The organism is Paenibacillus sp. BAC0078 (genome assembly GCF_054483875.1).
On the sequence record NZ_JBTLRW010000002.1, the window covers coordinates 76,373 to 94,373 of the forward strand.

Sequence of the window (18,001 nt, forward strand, 5' to 3'; positions counted from 1 at the left end):
GGGGATCAATAGCAGAATAGCATTTTACCGTTAAAGGCAGGAGTGAGCCAAGTTGCGTCTAGTATCCGTGAACCGGCTTCAGGCGGGTATGAAGCTGGGTAAAAAAATATATAATGATGAAGGTCTGGTTCTGCTCGCAGATGGAGTGGAGCTTACTGATGCCCTGATTAAGCGGCTGGCTAACATCGGCATCGGTTATATCTATATAGAGGATTCCATCACGGAGGATGTCGTTATTGCCGGTATGCTGCAGGATGAGACGCGCAATCAGGCGCTGAAGGTCATCAGGAATGAGTTCCAGCAGATGTCCGGCGCTTCCGGCATTACCAAGGGCTTCTATCATCTGGACAAGAAATTCTCCAAGGTGATGAACTCCATTCTGGATGATTTGGCTACCCAGGAAGATCCGATGATCATGCTGATGGACATGCACACGGCGGACAACTATCTGTATGCTCACTCTCTGAATGTTTGCCTGTATACACTGGTGCTTGGAATAGCCTACGGGTACAGCAGAGAGGAGCTTCAGGTTATCGGCCTGGGGTCGCTGCTGCATGACATCGGCAAAACGCAGATTCCCCTCAAAATCATCCAAAAGCCCGGCATGCTCAGCGATGAGGAATTCCGCCATATGCAGGCCCATACCGAAATCGGCTACCGGATTCTCAAGGAGGAGCCGAATATTCCTCTGCTTGCGGCGCATTGCGCCTTGCAGCATCACGAACGCATCGACGGCTCGGGCTATCCGCGCGGGCTGACCGGTCCGCAAATCCATGAGTATGCCAAATGGCTGGGAGTAGCGGATTCGTATGATGCCATGACATCGAACCGGGTCTACAAAAAAGCCATGCTTCCGCATCAGGCGGTAGAAGCGCTTTATGTAGGTTCAGGAACGCTGTATGAGCAGAAGCAGCTTGAGCTGTTCAGAGACCGTGTAGCGATCTATCCGCTCGGTCTGAGTGTAAAGCTCAGCACGGGGGAGAGCGGCGTGGTGGTCAAGATTGATCCCTCTACGCCCCACAGGCCGGTTGTGCGTGTGCTGAATGGTCCTGAGGGAGAGCCTGTTGTTCCCTTTGAGCGTGACCTTGGCAGTGTGCTTTCAGTAGTGATTGTGGATGTGAATGATGAGGATGGGGCTGTGGTACAATCCACCTGATTCACCGTCAGGCAGCGAGGAAAGAAAACGGGGAACCGCATGGCTGCGGAAGCACCGTTTTCAGCCCCGCTTTTTTTTGCGTTAAAATCAGAGGCTGAAATGGGGTTTTTTGCCCAATCGTGGTATGATATAGGGTAAGTTACCGTTCTTTTTACATTATTTTGGGTTAATACTAAGGAATATGCATCGAAGGAGCATCAGGAAATGAGTCTATTAGAACCATCATCAACAACAATGAAGGAGCTGTCGCCGAGCTTTGATCCTTGGGACCCGATCACATCACTTCGCAAGCATGGACGGCATGTGCTGACCAGTGTGGAGATGACGGTTACCAATCTGTGTAATATGCGCTGCGAGCACTGCGCGGTTGGCGACAGCCTGACGGCTAGAGAAGGAGAAATGCTGCCGCTTAAGCAGATGCTGGACCGTCTGGAGGAGGTAGAACATCTGCAAACGATCAGCATAACGGGCGGTGAGCCGATGTTCCGCGCCTCCACAGTGGAGAATATCATTGTGCCGCTGCTGAAATATGCCCGGGAGCGCGGAGTGAGATCGCAGATCAACTCCAATCTCACCATGCCTTATGCGCGTTACGAACAATTGCTTCCGTATCTGGATGTCATGCATATCTCTTTCAATTATGTGAATGGGGATGACTTCCATGAGGTCGGTTTTGCGAACAGCGGCCATCCGGTCTCCAAAGAAGCCGCGTACCGGCTCTATGATACTATGCTTGACAATTCCCGGCGACTCAGCAGCGACGGCATGCTGATTTCCGCGGAGACCATGATCAATTACCGGACGCATAAAAAGCTACCGGAAATCCATAAGCTCATTGGCGATATGGGGGCAAGACGCCATGAGGTGCACCCGATGTATGCTTCCAGCTTTGCTTCCTCGCTTCCGGTGCTGTCACTGAAGGAAATGAGGGAGGCGATTTATTCCCTGCTTGAGGAGCGTGATCCTGAAATGTGGATGCTGTTCGGCACACTTCCATTCTTCGCCTGCAGCTTTTTGGAGGAAGACCAGAAGCTTCTGCGCAGACTGCGCGGCGAGAAGAACGTCACTCTGCGCAATGATCCGGACGGAAGAAACCGGGTGAATGTCAATCTGTTCACAGGCGATGTGTTTGTGACGGATTTTGCCGATATCTCCGCCTTCGGCAACATTGGCAGCGCCAAGCTGGATGATATCTTTGCCGAATGGCAGATGAAGCATCCGCTGAATCAGAAGGTGAATTGCCACTGTGATGAAGCCAGCTGCTGCGGACCGAATCTTCTCGTCGCCGATATGTATTATCCAAAGGTCGATTTCAAATCCAGAAAAGCGATCACTTTGTAGAAATGGGGCGTTGTTATTGTGCATACGGAATTTGAAGTAGGGAGATTGCTGCTCAATCTTTTGCTGGTTCTGGTGCTCGTATTAATGAACGGCATTTTTGTTGCAGCGGAATTCTCGCTTGTGAAGGTGAGGCAGTCGCGCCTGACGCAGCTCGTCTCCGAAGGCAACAAGATGGCCGGATATGCGCTGAAGGTCAACAAGAAGCTGGATGCGTATCTGTCAGCTACCCAGTTCGGGATTACGCTCGCCTCGCTGGGGCTCGGATGGGTCGGGGAACCGGCCATCTCCGAGCTGCTGGTAGAACCGCTGATGTCCCAGCTTGGTGTTACCGATCACACGCTGATTTCCACCGTATCCGTAGTTGTAGGTTTTTCGATCATAACTTTCTTACATATTGTGCTGGGCGAGCTTGCGCCAAAGTCCCTGGCCATTCAAAAAACTGAAGGCTCCGCGCTGCTGCTGTCTGCGCCGCTGATGTTCTTCTATAATCTGTTCCTGCCTTTTATCTGGGTGCTGAATGCATCGGCCAATGCATTGCTGCGGATGGTGGGTGTAGAGCCGGCAAGTGAAGCCGAGGCCGCCCACTCGGAAGAAGAAATCCGTATCCTTATGAACCAGAGCGCCAAAAGCGGGGTCATTGATAAGGATGAGATGAAGCTGATGGACAACATCTTTGAATTCTCCGATCTGCTGGCCCGCGAAGTGATGCTTCCGCGTACAGATATGGATGTGTTATACAGCAATCTTTCACTGGAAGAGAATATGCGGATTATTACAGAGACGAAGCATTCCCGCTATCCGGTGGCTTTTGAGGATAAGGACCGGATTATCGGCTTCATTCATATTACGGATCTGCTGTTCGCGCCGCCGGAGCAGCAGAATGACTTGGCCTCGCTGGTCCGTCCGATCCTGAATGTGCCAGAATCCATAGAGATCAGCCATGCGCTGCGGATCATGCAGAAGAATAAAGCGCAGCTTACATTAGTTGTGGATGAATACGGCGGAACCGCAGGTCTCCTGACCGCAGAGGAAATCCTTGAGGAAATTGTCGGCGATCTGCACGATGAGTTCGAGGATGAACGTCCGAGCGTGGAACGCAATGGCGAATACATCTCTGTAGAAGGCCGCATGCTGATTGAGGATGTGAATGATCTGACCGGCGTAGTCATTGAAGATGAAGAAGTCGATTCTATCGGCGGCTGGCTGTTCAAGGAGCTGGAAGGCAATCCGTCTAAAGGCAAGCGGGTAGTGCTGGACAATGTTGTATTTGAAGTAGAAGAAGCTACCCGCCTGCGGATCACAAGAATCAAAATCCACCGGGAACCGCCTCCAGAGCCTGTAGAGGAAGAGTCTGCGGGGGATCAGGACAGCGAATAACGCGAACGGCTGAGTGAAGCCGGTTCGCCGGACATAGAATTTCCTATAGCCCCACCTTGCGCAAGAGCTGAATGCATTTGCGCGGGTGGGGCTTTTTTGCTGAAAATCACCTGATGTTAGGTTTCGTGACATATTTTACAAAACCCTCAATTTTAAAAGCGCTTACTCCAAAAATCAAAGTAATATTATCCTACATCATAAAGTTGATACGCCTATCTCGCCACCTTTTCTCTCTCTTATATACTTTTCTCAAGTGAAAAAGAGGGGGTTTGAAGGATGAGCAAAAGGACAGCGTATATGTTTATTTTTCCAAGCTTGTTACTGACGTTGGTGTTAGGCGTCTATCCACTTCTCTGGGCTCTCCGATATATGTTCTACAACTATCAAGGGTATGGGGAGCCTGTGTTTATCGGCCTTAACAACTTCTCCCGTCTGATGCGGGATGATGAATTCTGGAATTCGGTGCTGAACACGGGGATTTATGCGGTGGGAAAACTGGTGATCACGATTCCGCTGTCGCTGATCTTCGCATTTATTCTGAACCGGAAGATCAGAGGGCGCACGCTGCTCCGGGGGATTTACTATCTGCCTACAGTTTTCAGCGCATCGGTAATGTCCATTGTATTCTTCATTATCTTTAATTCGTACAACGGCGTGCTGAACCAGTTCCTGATGAAATATCACCTGGTGAGCGAGCCGGTGAGCTGGCTGGGGCCTAAGTATGCGATGCTGACCACAATCATGATTGCCATCTGGGGAGCTGTTGGGAACTATATGCTGCTCTTCCTCGCTGGACTGCAGGGCATACCGGAGGATCTGTATGAAGCTGCATCCATAGACGGGGCGACCGAAGCCAGAAAGCTGTGGAGCATTACGATTCCGCTGCTGGGACCGGTTATGCAGATGATCATTATGCTCGCGATTACGATTTCCCTGAAGGGCTACGAGAGCATTATGGTCTTGACCCAAGGGGGGCCTTATAACAAGACTGAGGTTATGTATCTGTATCTGTTCAAGCTGCTGTTCCCGATTTCGCCGGAAGTGCAGACGCAGCAGCAATTGGGCTACGGCAGTGCGGTCGGTTTTGTAACAGCGCTTATTGTAGGCGTGGTAACGATGATCTACTTCTATTTTTCCAAAAAGATGAGCAATATATATTAAGCCGGGGAGGATTAATCTATGGTACAGAAATTGCTGGGAAAAACCATTCTGTGGATTTTCCTTCTTGTCAGTGCCGCCATCACCTTGTTTCCCATTATTGTCGTGATCTTTGGCTCGCTGAAGACGAATCTGGAGCTGACAACAGGCGCGAAGATTCTGCCAACCACCTGGGAGTTTGGAAACTACGCCACAGCCTGGAAGACCGCGAACTTCTCACGGTTTACCTGGAACAGCATGTTCGTCAGCACAATGACAACTATAGGCTCGCTGCTCGTGTCGGCAATGGCGGCGTATGCCGTGGACCGCGCTTCTTTTCCGGGGAAAAAAATATTTACCGGCCTTTTGGCGAGCACGCTGTTCATCTCAATTGGTGCGGTGGTGCTGCGTCCGCAATTTGATTTAATGATTCTGATAGGCTTGCAAAAATCGCTCTGGGGCGTCATTCTTATTCTAATAAGTGCCCATGCGGCTACTTATTTTATGATGATCGGCTTTCTGAAGAATATCCCGCGTGAACTGGATGAGGCGGCATGGATTGACGGCTGCAGGCCTTCGGCAGTGTTTTGGAGAATTATACTGCCTTTGCTTCGCCCGGCGCTGGCGGTTGCGGGTCTCAGCGTGTTCCAGAATTCATGGAATGAATATATATTGCCGCTGGTGTTCACACTGAGCAATCCGGCGCTGCAGACACTGCCTGTAGGGCTGGCGAACCTGAGATACGGCATCGGCGCGGCCTCCGAATCCCAACTGATGCTTGCAGGCGCCTGCATCTCCATTCTGCCGCTTCTGGCCGTCTATCTTTTTGCCAACAAATCATTCATGCAGGTTACACTCGGTGCCGTAAAAGGATGATGAAGGATGAAGTGGAGCTTCTACAAGCTGTCGCTCAAGAACCGCATACAGATCCTGTACATTCTGCTAACTTTTCTGTGCATCAGCGCGACCGGATTATTCTCGTATAATTTTGCCGCGCGTGTTATCCAGGAGAATTCGCTGAAGCTGAAGCAGACGATGCTGAACAAATCGGTACAGGCTCTGGATGAAAGCATGCGGCATATGATTGTTTCGCCTTATTCAATGATGATGAGTGAAAGCTACAGCAAGGTTATGTCCGATGTGCGGAGCGGCAGCTTCGAGCACTTTTACCAGAATCTCTCCCTGCTTCAGACGCCCTTCGCACAGCTGAGGCAGGTGGAGCCGGCCGTGGAATCCGCACTGCTTGTTACACCTGTCGGGGAATTCTATGCGACGAAGGATACGGTTCTCAGCAGGGGGAGATTTAATTTGCTGTATCAGCAGGAGCTGAAGGACGAATCCTGGAATGTGCATTGGGTGCCCGGGCACGAGGATACGTTGTTTCAGGGGAAGAAGCGTGTGATCTCCCTTATTCTGCGCCCGCTGCGCAATACGCTCAATAACTATAATCTGCCCGGTGTGTTCCTGATGGTAAATTATAAAGAAGACTATATCCGCAATGTGATTGAGCAGAATTTGATCGATGATCAGATTAGGCTTTTTTTGCTAAAAAGAGATGGTTCACCTGTAATTGGGGCGTCCTTCCCCGCGCTTAACGAATTCACGGATGCGGCCTTTCTGGAGAATATCGGCGATAAGGAGCAGGGGGCCTTCACCTATGCGAACAGTGAGGACGAGCAATTGATCAACTTCTCCGCGCTTAGCACGAATAAGGATTGGGTGCTGGTGAGTGTCCAGACGAAGGGGAATCTGCTGGGACCTATGCGGCAAATCCGCTGGCTGATCCTCATTATTATGATTGTGTGTATGGCCGTGGCGCTGATGTTCTCCAGATTCTTGTCGAAGCTGCTCTTGAAACCGCTCCACAAGCTGTACAATCTGATGCTTCGGGTCGAGAATAATGATCTGGAGGTGCGGTTCGAGAGCAGATATGAGGACGAGGTGGGAGTAATCGGGCATCGCTTCAACCGGATGCTGGCGCAGATCGAGAATCTGATCGAGGAGATCAAGATTTCGGAGGAGGAGAAGCTGAAGTTCGAGATTAAGGCGCTTCAGGCACAGATCAATCCGCATTTTCTGTATAATACGCTTAATACTATTCTGTGGAAAAGCGAGAGCGGACGGAGTGAGCAGGTTGGCGAAATGATTGTCTCGCTGTCCATGCTGTTCCGGCTTGGGCTGAACAATGGGCATGATATGACAACACTCCAGCAAGAGCTGGATCATGTGGAGCAGTATATGCTGCTGCAGCAGCAGTGTTATGATAATCTGTTCACTTATTCTCTTCATGTACCGGATGACCCCGGGCTGCTTCAGGCCCCTATTCTGAAAATTCTGCTGCAGCCGCTGGTCGAGAATTCGATTCTGCACGGCTTCAAGGACATGGACGAGCCGGGACATATCATCATCGAAGCGCTGCGCATCGGGGATAGTCTTGAGCTGCAGGTTAAGGATAACGGCCACGGCTTCGACGCAGGCAAGCTGAATCTGCAGGCGAAGCAGCGGTTCGAAGGACACTCCAGCTATGCCTTGTATAACATTTACAGCAGATTGCAGCTAAATTACGGTGACCTTGCTTCGCTCCGCTTTGCGAGCGTTCCCCATGTGGAGACTATGGTTGCAATTACGATTCCACTACCCAAGGAGGGGTTATCATGAGTGTTCTGACTATGTGTGTGATGGATGATATCCAAATGGTTGTGAGCGGTGTAGCTTATCAGATCCCCTGGGCAGAGCATGGGATTGAAGTTATAGGAACGGCAGGAGACGGCGAGAAGGGGCTCAGAATGATCAGGGAGCTTCGGCCCGATATCGTCCTTACCGACATTTGCATGCCCAAATTGGGAGGCTGCGACATGATCCGCGAGATCGTGAGGGAGGAGCTGCCCACCAAGGTGATCTTTATGAGCGGCTTCAATAATTTTGAATATGCGCAGGAAGCGGTGCGTCTTGGCGCCACCGATTATTTGCTTAAGCCCTTTACGCGTAATCAGGTGGTGCAGAGTGTGCTGAAGGTCCGCAAATCCATAGAGCTGGAGCGGGAGAAGGCGGACAAGCTGCTTCGTCTGGAGCAGGAGGTGCTGAGAAGCAAGCATCATCTCCGCGATGAGTATCTGCGTGGTCTGCTGCACCAGGGTGCTGGCGTAAATTCGTATGAACAATGGCGTGAGCATGGCTTAAGCGAACTGCTGCCTTCCTACCAGGTGCTGGTGCTGGAAGCGGAAGCTTCTCCGAACAAGCCGGGCTGGAAAGAAGCTGACAGGAAACAGATGGAGAGTCTGTTCACAGCGAACGCGCCGTCGATTCTGCTTCAGGAGAACGGGCATCGCCTGGTAGCGCTGGTGCGGAGCACGGCTGACAGTGACGGGGAGCGGCTGCTTAAGCAGTGCGAGGCTTCCTTGAAAAGCATAGGCCTGTACCCTTTCTCTGTGGGGATTAGTCTGGTCAAGAATGAGCCTACCGGTATGCAAGCGGCATACATGGAAGCGCAAAAAGCGCTGGAGTACAGCTTCTACAGCACTGGCGCAAGTAGGCACAGCTACGCCAATCTCGATTTGGAGTGCCCTGTGCCGCGCTACTCCCCCGAGCAGGAGCGGGATCTGCTGTACGCACTCCGCAGCGGCAGCAAGGAGCAGATGCGCGAGCGGCTGGATGAAATTTTCCTGACGTGGGTTCTGCAGGCCGGATCGCCGGACCCGGCGGCAATCATCCAGTTGTTCCAGACCTTGATCTCAGCGGTATACAGAACGATACTAGGGCTGATCAAAGAGGAGCAGCATGCGGAGCTGGAAGCGAAGCTCTCGCAAGTGCAGAGCCAGCAGCGGCAGAATTACTCCGGCTGGATGCAGGCATTGGCGGATTTCTGCGAGTTCTCTTGCGAATTGATGCTGAGCCGGCAGCTTAAGGATCATTCACAGCTCATTAGTCAAGTGAAGCTGTATATTGACCAGCATTTGAATACGAATCTGACGGTAAATAGCTGCGCCAAGGCGGTGCATATCAGCCCAAGCTATCTGGCGAACCTGTTCAAGAAGGAGACGTCAATGACGCTTGCCAGCTATATCGCCAATGTGCGGATCGAGAAGGCGAAGGAATGGCTGATGGAGGGTATTCAGGTGCAGCTCATCTCCGCGCAGCTCGGCTATGAGGACCGTCCCTATTTTAGTGAAATGTTCAAAAAGCACTGCGGAGTTACGCCTTCAACCTTCCGCCAGCAGTATTTTGAGCAGATGAACCTGAAGAAAAGATGAATTCCCCACTCTACCGCAGTTGAAATACCATACTCACATGTCATATAACACCTTGTATCCTATTAGCAAGGGATAGCCGGCAGGCATCTCAAACTAATAACCCGGGGGAATGAAAATGCAAAAGAAATGGTTCGCAGTAGCAGGAAATGCCTTTCTTACATTAGCCTTGGTTGCCTGTTCATCGACGAATAGTGCAAATAAGAGTGAAGATTCCGCAGGCGCATCCGCAGGCCCGTCCGATTCATCAAAGACGAAGGTCGTCTACTGGACGCCTGACCGTCATGACGCAGAATTCATGCAAGCGAAGGTGGATGAGTTCAACAAGACGAATAAAGATAATATTGAAGTTGAAATGAGTGTTATGGGGGATAACTACCCGCAGGCTGTCGATATTGCTTTTGCCAGCAAGCAGGCCCCTGATGTGCTGCAAATTGATGATTTTCAGACCTATGTCAAGAAAGGTTATCTGACTCCGATTAATGATTATATGAGCGACGAGATGAAGAAGACCTTTGAATCGACCTTGATTGACCATAAGAATGAAATCGACGGAAAGATATATACACTGCCTAATACCGGACAGACCTGGCGGCTGATTTACAACAAGGATCTGTTCAAGGAAGCCGGTATTGCGAATCCGCCGACAACGCTGGACGAGCTGGTGGCCGATGCGAAGAAGATTACAGAAATGGGCAAGAGCAAGGGCATCTACGGTTTTGCAAGCCCCTTCAAAGGCTCCAGCGGCTTCTTCCGGCCAGCTAATACTATTGCGCCTGCAAGCACAACTGTAGGTGTGGACGGCTTCAATTATGTTACAGGTGAATATGATTTCAGTATGTATAAGGGTGCGGCCCTTGCGCTGCGTCAGATGATGGAGGACGGCAGCATGCTTCCGGGTGTGGAAAGCCTTGACATTGACCCGCTGCGTGCGCAATTCGCCCAGGGCAAAATCGGCATGTACTTCAATCACTCCGGCGAGCCTGGGGTCTACAAGGAGCAGTTCCCGACAGAGATCGACTGGGCAGCAGCACAGCCGCCAACGGAAGACGGCACGATTAAGGGCGCTGTACAAATCGTCGGCGGGTCGTACATCGGCATCAGCAATGACTCTGCCAATAAGGATGCAGCCTGGAAATTCATGGAGTACGTCTACAGCCTGGATCTTCAGACCGCATACTACGAGAACGGTTATGGCGTATCCCTGATCCCGGCAGTTCTGGAAAAAGGCAAGAAACCGGAAATCAAAGGCATTGAAGGCTTCCTTCCTAAGAAATACGACGCTCTCTACCCTGCAAATCCTACGGTAGCTACAGAGAGCCAGGTGGAAGGCTCCAAATGGGCGGAGGAATTCTCGAAATTCGTTCTTGCCGGCGGAGATGTGGACAAGGTGATCACGGATTTGAACACGCGCTACAACGACGCACTCAAGAAAGCCCGTGAGTCCGGCTTGACGACCATCCAGGCAGACCCAAGCTTCAGCTCAGTCAATCTGCAAGGGAAGCTGTCGAAAGAATAATGAGCACTTATTATCTAACCCATAAAGAGCTGGAGCAGGCTGCCCGGCTATACCGCGAGGAATATCCGGCGCTTGCTGACGCCTCACTGCTCATTGCAGACCGGGCCTGCGGCAATGAGCTGATGATCCCCTACACCAATGATCTTACCACCTGGATATATATGGGGGATGAAATTGACTGGCTGTATAATCCTTCGAATGATCCTGAGTTCATCTGGGGCATCAACCGGCATTGGCATATGCTAGACCTGGGCAAAGCCTATCTGCTCACGAAGGACGAGAAATACGTCCGCACCTATATCCGGCATTTCCGTGGTTGGTGCGCCCAGAATCCGCCTCCGGTGCTCCCTTATGAGGAGGCGGTGTACTTCCAGCAGCCCGGACCGTGGCGGCTGCTGGAAACTGGCCTTCGGGTGCAGTCGTGGATTTCAGCTTATGCCTACATGGAAGCAAGTGAGCTGCTTGACGTTGCCTTCACCTCAGAGCTGCATGCTGCTCTTGAGCAGCATGCTGATTATTTGACCCGCTATCTGGGCGGGACAGAGATCAATCATGCCATCATGCACATGCAGGGCTTGTCCATGATCGCTGAGTTCCATGATCTTCATGAACGGGCACCTTATTGGCGCCAGCTCGCCGTAGAACGTCTGGAGCTGTGCCAGCATTATCAGATTGGCCCGGAAGGGGTACAATCGGAGCTGACCACCCACTATCATGATGCCAGCATCGAAATGTTCGGCACCCCTTATCTGCTGGGGAAGCTTGCCGGACATCCCTTTCCTGAAACATATGGCCGTCAACTGCGGCGGATGGCGTCCTTCTCGCTGGCGATGATCCGCCCGGATCAACGCTCCACAGCGATTGGCGACTCGGACTGGGTCAGCAACGGAAGGGAGCGGGTGGCTTTTCTCGGAGCGATTCTGGAGGATGGGGAGCTAATCGCCCAGGGGGCCGTCAGCTCCGAGTTTCTGTGGCTGTTCGGCGCTGAGCAATACAGACGGGCTGCCGAATTGCAGAAGTCAGTAGAGGTGCAAGCGGTCAGCCAGGCTTTTCCGCAGACCGGATATTACATGCTGAGGGACAATAACCAGTATCTCTTCTTCGATGCGGCGCCGATGGGAGGCGCACATGGCCACGCGGACGCGCTGAATCTGGAATGGTACTGGAAGCGGCAGCTTATCTTCCTTGATCCCGGGAGATACACCTATGAAGAAGGCGAATGGAGACATTATTTCAAAAGCACCGCCGCGCATAATACAATTCTTGTGGACGGGCTGGATCAGACACCGTATGTGTCTACGCAGCAATGGGGTTTGCCCTTGGCAGAATGCCGGACCCACCGCCGGGACAGCACAGCGGACTACGAGTTCATCGACGCTTCGCATAATGGCTATATGCGGCTGGAGCAGCCGGTGATGCACCGCCGGTGGCTGCTGCTGGGCAAAGTTGTGCCGCTGCTGTTGATTATAGACTGGCTGGACGGCGAGGGAAGTCATGAGGTGCAGCAGCGATTCCAGCTTCATCCCGGGGCGGTAATCTGCAGCGTTGCTAATGTAACGCCACATTCGGCGGCAACTATATATTATCCGGAAAGCCTGGTGGGTCTGCGGATGTACTGGACAGCCAGCGAAGGGCATGACCCGCTGCCGGAGGGGCCGCAGATCGAATCCGAGCGGAGCTGGGTATCGGAGATCTACGGCTCCAAGCAAGAGAGCACAGCGATTTCCGCCAAACTGGCGACTGAAGGAAGCTCAGGAATTGCTACGGTTGTTCTTCCGCAGGATATGAACCTCGCGGCTGATGAAGAGGGCTGGCTGATGGAGGGCTTTGAGCTGACGGATCAGGCAGTGAACCTTTCGTTAAGCTGCGGGAGCCGCAGATTGGATATCAGGGTGGATGGAGAACAGATTCTCTGGAATATGTAGCAAGACTAAGACAAAGCTGGATCGAAGCCCAAAAAAGAGATAAATTGATGGAGTGGAGCGTCCCAAGGCCGTATAGGTTCTTGGGGCGTTTTTTTGCTCTGGAGAAGAGTATGCTTGCTGCTGCGGTTTGCGGGGAGATGGGCTTCCATTGGTCTACGGACTGGGCGCAGATCATAGACTTAGTTACAGAGTACTGTGTTCATTCCGTTATGAATCTACAATGATACAAGGAGGAAAAAACATGAATCCTGAGGAACGTGTATGGATACCGTTCAGGGGACCGTTCGACCCATGCCCGCCGGTGCCGTGTAAAACTTTTGTTGTGCCGCCAAATCAGTTCATTAATTTTCAGCCGCCCAATCTGCCGCAGTTTACGTTGCCCGAAGCCTTGAGAGCGGGGACGCTCTGGCCTGCGCTGTTTAGCCCGTATGAATCGAAGAGCAAAGGAGGCAAGTAGTCTATGGAAGCAAAAGCTTGCGAGCCCCGTTACTATGAGATGCTGGAGCAACTGCAAACCCTCGACTTTGCCCTGGTGGAGCTGAACCTGTATTTGAATACTCATCCTGAGGATCTAAAGGCCATAGAGCAGTTCAACCAACTCACGCAAGAGCGCACCCGGCTGGCGAACCAGTTCCAGGAGCTGTATGGTCCACTGCAGAACTTCGGCCGCGCTTACTCCAAATGCCCCTGGGAATGGAACCAGACTCCGTGGCCTTGGCAGGTGTAGACTGCTGAGCTATACATGGAGAGTATGCTGACAAACTTTTAGAAGGGGTGTGCCCGAATGTGGATATATGAGAAAAAGCTGCAATATCCGGTACGTGTCAGCAAATGCGACGTGCGGATGGCGCGCTATCTAATGGAGCAGTACGGCGGCGCGGACGGAGAACTGGCCGCAGCACTGCGCTATATGAACCAGCGGTACGCAATACCAGATAAAGTAATAGGAGTGTTAACGGATATTTCGACAGAGGAATTTGCTCATTTGGAAATGATTGCTACAATGATATATAAATTAACAAAAGACGCCTCGATCAGCGAACTCGAAGCCGCCGGACTCGGCCCGAACTATGCGACGCGGGATCATGCTCTTTTCTACAATAATGCAGCCGGCGTGCCGTTTACTACGACTTATATCGCGGCCAAAGGCGATCCGCTCGCTGACCTGTACGAGGACATTGCCGCCGAAGAAAAGGCCCGGGCTACATACCAGTGGCTGATCGACATGACGGATGACGTGGATCTGCAGGATAGTCTCAAGTTCCTGCGGGAGCGGGAAATTATTCATGCACTGCGGTTTAAGGAGTCGGTACAGATTATTATTGAGGATAGGGATCAGAAGAAGGTGTTCTGAGAGAAAGCAATACGAAGCAATTATATAGCTTGAAGAGAGCCGCAGAATCAATAAATCTGCGGCTCTTTATTCGGTCTTCACCAACCTGCCGGGTGACTGTTGTGACATCTGTACCTAATGTGTCAGCGATCTTGAGGGTTGTCATTCCTAAGCGCCTGCTTTAGTATATAAGTATGTACTTATGTATCTGGGGATGGAGGGACTGGCATGGACGAAACCGATGTTATAGAAGATATGACCGAATTCGCTGATGACCTAAAGCTGTTAGGGGATAGAACACGTCTTTTGATGCTGTCTCTACTAAAGGAACGGGAATGGTGCGTGTGTGAATTTGTTGAGATTTTTGACATCTCACAGCCTGCAATCAGCCAGCATCTGCGGAGATTAAGAAGCAAAGGAATCGTCAAGGAGCAGAAGAAAGGGCAATGGGTCCATTATTCTCTTAACGTTGAGGACAAGCCCCATATCCAGGCCATACTTCAGTTTACGCCGGATACTCCCACGATTCTGGCAATGCTCAATAAAACGCCGGTGACGGTATGCTGCGAAGTATTGCATTAATCCAAGAGTCTTTAATATAAAGGGGATTATGAAAACATGGACAAGAAAACACTATACTTTCTGTGCACAGGTAACTCTTGCCGTAGCCAGATGGCGGAAGGCTGGGCGAAGAAATATCTAAACGATAACTGGAATGTATACAGTGCTGGTATCGAAGCTCATGGCCTGAATCCAAAAGCAGTGCAAGCGATGGCTGAAGTTGATATTGATATCTCAGGACAAACGTCAGATATTATTGACCCGGAGCTTTTGAATAATGCGGACTTAGTTGTGACATTGTGTGGAGATGCTGCGGACAAATGCCCGGTTACACCACCGAAGGTTCAGCGGGAACATTGGGGCTTCGACGATCCGGCCAAAGCGCAGGGTACAGAAGAAGAGAAATGGGCAGTATTCCAGAGGGTACGGGATCAAGTAGGCGAACGGATCAAGCAATTTGCAGAAACTGGGGAATAAAAAAATTATATTGTGGCTTAGAGCAGGCCCAGGCTACATACCAGTGGCTGATCGACATGACAGATGATGTGGATCTGCATGATAGCCTGAAGTTCCTGCGGGAGCGGGAGATAATTCATACGCTACGGTTTAAGGAGTCGGTGCAGATTATTATTGAGGATAGGGAACAGAAGAAGGTGTTCTGAAGGAAAGTGACACGAAACAATTATATAGCTTGATGGAAAAAGAGAGCCGCAGAATTAACAAATCTGCGGTTCTTTATTTGTCGAATGAACATTGTTACATCTGTGCCCAATGGTATTCTCCTACTCTTATTACTCCGGAAGCAGACTGGAATGGGTGAGGGTGATAAGTAGTTGGATAGAATGATGCATGAATCACCAAAAGAGCTCCTATATGTACCTGTTAGTGTTTTATTAGTATCAGTTTATATATCACCTAAAATAATACTATTAAAACTAATTTATTCATATAGTTTCCAAATAATTGTATTGATAAGATATATACAAGAAACGCTCTAATTAGAAAATAATATATTTTAATGAAAATTAAGAGTTATAGGGGGTGGCTAATATTAGAGAGAGGATAATCAGTTGCCTAAACAATATAGGCTGCATTATTAACGAAGATGAAGAAAATTTCACCATCGAAATTGAAGATTCAATAATGCTGATATCTTTCATAGTTGAACTAGAGGTCAATTTTGAAATTGAAATACCTGATGAGCTTCTAACTTCTGGAAGATTTGAGAATTGCAATGATGTAATGGAAATGCTACGGCAACTTGTTGAACAAGTAGATGTTTAATATTGATCGTATAATACACCGAAATAATCATAGTATTTTTTGCGGAAAATCATGGATCTATTAATAATTTTTTGTGAAAGGAGGGAGTGGTTTGAAGCAGAAACTAAAAAAACCTGGAATGAAAAATGTTTGCTCTATAAATCAAGTGTTTGCGTTTGACGAAGGTATCAGTGACAAAGGCATCAGTGGATTTAACTTCTAATTGATTTTTTTTTGAAATAAAAAATAAAATGGTTCATGGAATATTTCGGTGTATTATACGATCAACTTTTAAAGGGGATTTAGAATGAAGAATAAGGTAGTTATCATCGACAGTGGAGTTGATATTACTCATCCTAATTTTCGGAATGTTAATATTACAGCCGGTTTCAACTTTTGCAATGAATCAATGCGAGGAAGTATTGATGATAGATTAGGCCATGGCACAGCAGTTACTAGCATCATACATTCAATTAATAGTAAAGCTGATCTACACATACTAAAAATTTTTGACTACGAGCTAGTAGCTAATGAAGAAGTTTTGTTAGAAGCACTTAAGTATATTTTAAATAAGGATTACAAGGCATCAATTATACATATGAGCTTGGGTGTTAGTTATTTTAATGAAGAATTGTTTGATGTCTGCTACAAGTTACATCTGAATGGAAATGTTATCATATCAGCTTTCGATAACTCTGGAGGTATATCTTACCCCGCCGCCTTTGATTTTGTAATAGGGGTGGAAGCTGCTCAATACTGTGTAAGAGCGAGTGATTTTTTTCTGCCTAAGGATGAAGTGGTTGATGTGTACTCTAAAGGAGGAATACACAGAGTAGCTTGGATAGATAAAAAGACTTCAATTAGACAGGGGAACAGTATATCAGCAGCTTATGTCACAGGTTATCTTTCTCTATACCTAAGGGAGAAATGTGAAATAAGTCAAAGCAAGTCTCTTGCATATTTGCAGCAAGTGACGACACTTCCTTCTTTTGAAGGATACGATGAAGAAGTTCAAAGTGGGGCAATTGAATGTAGTGAATATCAAACCATCAAAAAAGCTGCAGTGTTTCCATATAATAAAGAAATTACAAATCTAATTCACTTTTCTGATCTTTTGCCATTTCAAATAGAGCAAGTGTGTAGTAGCAAATATATAGGAGATTTAGGTAGGAAAATAAAAAGCCTGGATGGGAAGTATGAGTATATTATAGATAATATTGATAATATCCGTTTTGAAAATATAGATACGTTAATTATTGGACACTTGACTGACTTGGAAAACATATCCGGTAAAAAAATAAAAGAAAAATTGCTGAATGACTGTTTATTACACAAAATAAATGTATTTTCATTAGATTCAATTGGTCTAAATAATTTTTATGGGAATTTTAAGCGAGAGGGAATTTCTCTTGGAACTCCAACGGCTTTGGTTAGTAGGAAAAATAAAAATGTTTTGAAAAAAAAGCATGGTAAATTGCATAAAATCAATACACCAATTTTAGGTGTTTTTGGAACTTCAAGTAAGCAAGGGAAATTCACACTACAATTATTTCTTAGAAGTTTATTTTTAAAGAATGGCTATAAAGTTTCCCAACTGTCAACTGAACCGACAGGAATTTTATATGGTATGGATGAAACAATTCCTTTTGGTTTTAATAGTGAGAATCAACTCAATCAATATGAATTTATAAATTTAGTTAATGAATCCTTGAGTAAAATGGACAAGAAAAATCCAGATCTGATTATTGCAGGCTCTCAGTCTGCTACTGTGGCTCGATCTTTCAATCATTTAGGTAATCTTGCGGTAAAACAATTAGATTTTTTAATGGGTTTGCTTCCAGATGGAGTTGTTCTCTGTATCAATCCGAACGATGAACTAGATTATATTAAGAGAACGATTCAGACAATAGAAAACGTAGTACCGACAAAGGTAATTTGCTTAGTGGTTTACCCATTCTTTTACAAGAACGGGTGGAATCACTTCAAGGGAACGCCAAATGAATTGGAATCAGAAGATCTACTTAAAGTTAAGAAATATTATTGTAGCAATTTGAAAATTCCTGTCTTTTCATCGAAGGAGATTAGTGAAATTTCGAGTATTTATGAGTTGATTGTAGAATATTTTACTTAGGCAGGTGGAAG

16 protein-coding genes and 1 pseudogene are annotated in these 18,001 nt (G+C 48.5%); all 17 read left to right on the forward strand.

Annotation, left to right across the window (positions count from 1 at the left end; genetic code table 11):
* Positions 1–52: 52 nt before the first annotated feature.
* The 17 genes and pseudogenes from ACX1DY_RS03820 (at position 53) to ACX1DY_RS03900 (ending at position 17,990) form a co-directional block, all read left to right on the forward strand.
* Positions 53–1,156: an HD-GYP domain-containing protein gene (locus ACX1DY_RS03820; protein WP_458962883.1), complete on the forward strand. Its 1,104-nt coding sequence runs from the start codon at positions 53–55 to the stop codon at positions 1,154–1,156.
* 204 nt (positions 1,157–1,360) lie between these two features.
* Positions 1,361–2,497, forward strand: coding sequence for a radical SAM/CxCxxxxC motif protein YfkAB (gene yfkAB, locus ACX1DY_RS03825; protein ID WP_458962884.1), 1,137 nt, complete (start codon positions 1,361–1,363; stop codon positions 2,495–2,497).
* A gap of 18 nt (positions 2,498–2,515) precedes the next feature.
* A complete protein-coding gene (locus tag ACX1DY_RS03830; protein ID WP_458962885.1) occupies positions 2,516–3,874 on the forward strand; it encodes a hemolysin family protein in 1,359 nt (452 codons plus the stop codon).
* Positions 3,875–4,150: 276 nt separating this feature from the next.
* Positions 4,151–5,035 carry a carbohydrate ABC transporter permease gene (locus ACX1DY_RS03835; protein ID WP_458962886.1) on the forward strand — a complete coding sequence of 295 codons (885 nt, stop codon included), beginning with the start codon at positions 4,151–4,153 and terminating at the stop codon, positions 5,033–5,035.
* A gap of 18 nt (positions 5,036–5,053) precedes the next feature.
* Positions 5,054–5,887 carry a carbohydrate ABC transporter permease gene (locus ACX1DY_RS03840; protein WP_458962887.1) on the forward strand — a complete coding sequence of 278 codons (834 nt, stop codon included), beginning with the start codon at positions 5,054–5,056 and terminating at the stop codon, positions 5,885–5,887.
* A 6-nt stretch (positions 5,888–5,893) separates the two neighbouring features.
* Positions 5,894–7,669, forward strand: a complete 1,776-nt coding sequence (locus ACX1DY_RS03845; protein ID WP_458962888.1) for a sensor histidine kinase — start codon at positions 5,894–5,896, stop codon at positions 7,667–7,669.
* A complete protein-coding gene (locus tag ACX1DY_RS03850) occupies positions 7,666–9,261 on the forward strand; it encodes a response regulator (protein ID WP_458962889.1) in 1,596 nt (531 codons plus the stop codon). The genes ACX1DY_RS03845 and ACX1DY_RS03850 overlap by 4 nt, the downstream gene beginning before the upstream one ends.
* A 115-nt stretch (positions 9,262–9,376) precedes the next feature.
* Positions 9,377–10,777 carry an ABC transporter substrate-binding protein gene (locus tag ACX1DY_RS03855; RefSeq protein ID WP_458962890.1) on the forward strand — a complete coding sequence of 467 codons (1,401 nt, stop codon included), beginning with the start codon at positions 9,377–9,379 and terminating at the stop codon, positions 10,775–10,777.
* Positions 10,777–12,702 carry an alginate lyase family protein gene (locus ACX1DY_RS03860; RefSeq protein ID WP_458962891.1) on the forward strand — a complete coding sequence of 642 codons (1,926 nt, stop codon included), beginning with the start codon at positions 10,777–10,779 and terminating at the stop codon, positions 12,700–12,702. The genes ACX1DY_RS03855 and ACX1DY_RS03860 overlap by 1 nt, the downstream gene beginning before the upstream one ends.
* A 241-nt stretch (positions 12,703–12,943) precedes the next feature.
* Positions 12,944–13,159 (forward strand): spore coat associated protein CotJA, encoded by a 216-nt coding sequence (locus ACX1DY_RS03865; protein ID WP_458962892.1) that lies wholly within the window; start codon positions 12,944–12,946, stop codon positions 13,157–13,159.
* 3 nt (positions 13,160–13,162) lie between these two features.
* Positions 13,163–13,429, forward strand: a complete 267-nt coding sequence (locus ACX1DY_RS03870) for a spore coat protein CotJB (protein WP_458962893.1) — start codon at positions 13,163–13,165, stop codon at positions 13,427–13,429.
* Between the two features lie 57 nt (positions 13,430–13,486).
* On the forward strand, positions 13,487–14,056 hold the full coding sequence (locus ACX1DY_RS03875; RefSeq protein ID WP_458962894.1) for a manganese catalase family protein: 570 nt from the start codon (positions 13,487–13,489) through the stop codon (positions 14,054–14,056).
* A gap of 225 nt (positions 14,057–14,281) precedes the next feature.
* Positions 14,282–14,617 carry an ArsR/SmtB family transcription factor gene (locus ACX1DY_RS03880; protein WP_458963412.1) on the forward strand — a complete coding sequence of 112 codons (336 nt, stop codon included), beginning with the start codon at positions 14,282–14,284 and terminating at the stop codon, positions 14,615–14,617.
* 36 nt (positions 14,618–14,653) lie between these two features.
* Positions 14,654–15,073: an arsenate reductase (thioredoxin) gene (arsC, locus tag ACX1DY_RS03885; RefSeq protein ID WP_458962895.1), complete on the forward strand. Its 420-nt coding sequence runs from the start codon at positions 14,654–14,656 to the stop codon at positions 15,071–15,073.
* A gap of 20 nt (positions 15,074–15,093) precedes the next feature.
* Positions 15,094–15,258 (forward strand): annotated as a pseudogene (locus tag ACX1DY_RS03890) (manganese catalase family protein); the annotation flags it as partial.
* A 379-nt stretch (positions 15,259–15,637) separates the two neighbouring features.
* Positions 15,638–15,880 (forward strand): hypothetical protein, encoded by a 243-nt coding sequence (locus ACX1DY_RS03895; protein ID WP_458962896.1) that lies wholly within the window; start codon positions 15,638–15,640, stop codon positions 15,878–15,880.
* A gap of 286 nt (positions 15,881–16,166) precedes the next feature.
* Positions 16,167–17,990, forward strand: coding sequence for a DUF1611 domain-containing protein (locus ACX1DY_RS03900; RefSeq protein WP_458962897.1), 1,824 nt, complete (start codon positions 16,167–16,169; stop codon positions 17,988–17,990).
* Positions 17,991–18,001: the final 11 nt, after the last annotated feature.

Coding starts and splice junctions, on each gene's coding strand:
- ACX1DY_RS03860 (WP_458962891.1), top strand. CDS start 10,777: ATGAGCACTTATTATCTAACCCATAAAGAGCTGGAGCAGGCTGCCCGG.
- ACX1DY_RS03900 (WP_458962897.1), top strand. CDS start 16,167: ATGAAGAATAAGGTAGTTATCATCGACAGTGGAGTTGATATTACTCAT.
- ACX1DY_RS03845 (WP_458962888.1), top strand. CDS start 5,894: ATGAAGTGGAGCTTCTACAAGCTGTCGCTCAAGAACCGCATACAGATC.
- ACX1DY_RS03840 (WP_458962887.1), top strand. CDS start 5,054: ATGGTACAGAAATTGCTGGGAAAAACCATTCTGTGGATTTTCCTTCTT.
- ACX1DY_RS03850 (WP_458962889.1), top strand. CDS start 7,666: ATGAGTGTTCTGACTATGTGTGTGATGGATGATATCCAAATGGTTGTG.
- ACX1DY_RS03835 (WP_458962886.1), top strand. CDS start 4,151: ATGAGCAAAAGGACAGCGTATATGTTTATTTTTCCAAGCTTGTTACTG.
- ACX1DY_RS03855 (WP_458962890.1), top strand. CDS start 9,377: ATGCAAAAGAAATGGTTCGCAGTAGCAGGAAATGCCTTTCTTACATTA.
- yfkAB (WP_458962884.1), top strand. CDS start 1,361: ATGAGTCTATTAGAACCATCATCAACAACAATGAAGGAGCTGTCGCCG.
- ACX1DY_RS03870 (WP_458962893.1), top strand. CDS start 13,163: ATGGAAGCAAAAGCTTGCGAGCCCCGTTACTATGAGATGCTGGAGCAA.
- ACX1DY_RS03875 (WP_458962894.1), top strand. CDS start 13,487: ATGTGGATATATGAGAAAAAGCTGCAATATCCGGTACGTGTCAGCAAA.
- arsC (WP_458962895.1), top strand. CDS start 14,654: ATGGACAAGAAAACACTATACTTTCTGTGCACAGGTAACTCTTGCCGT.
- ACX1DY_RS03865 (WP_458962892.1), top strand. CDS start 12,944: ATGAATCCTGAGGAACGTGTATGGATACCGTTCAGGGGACCGTTCGAC.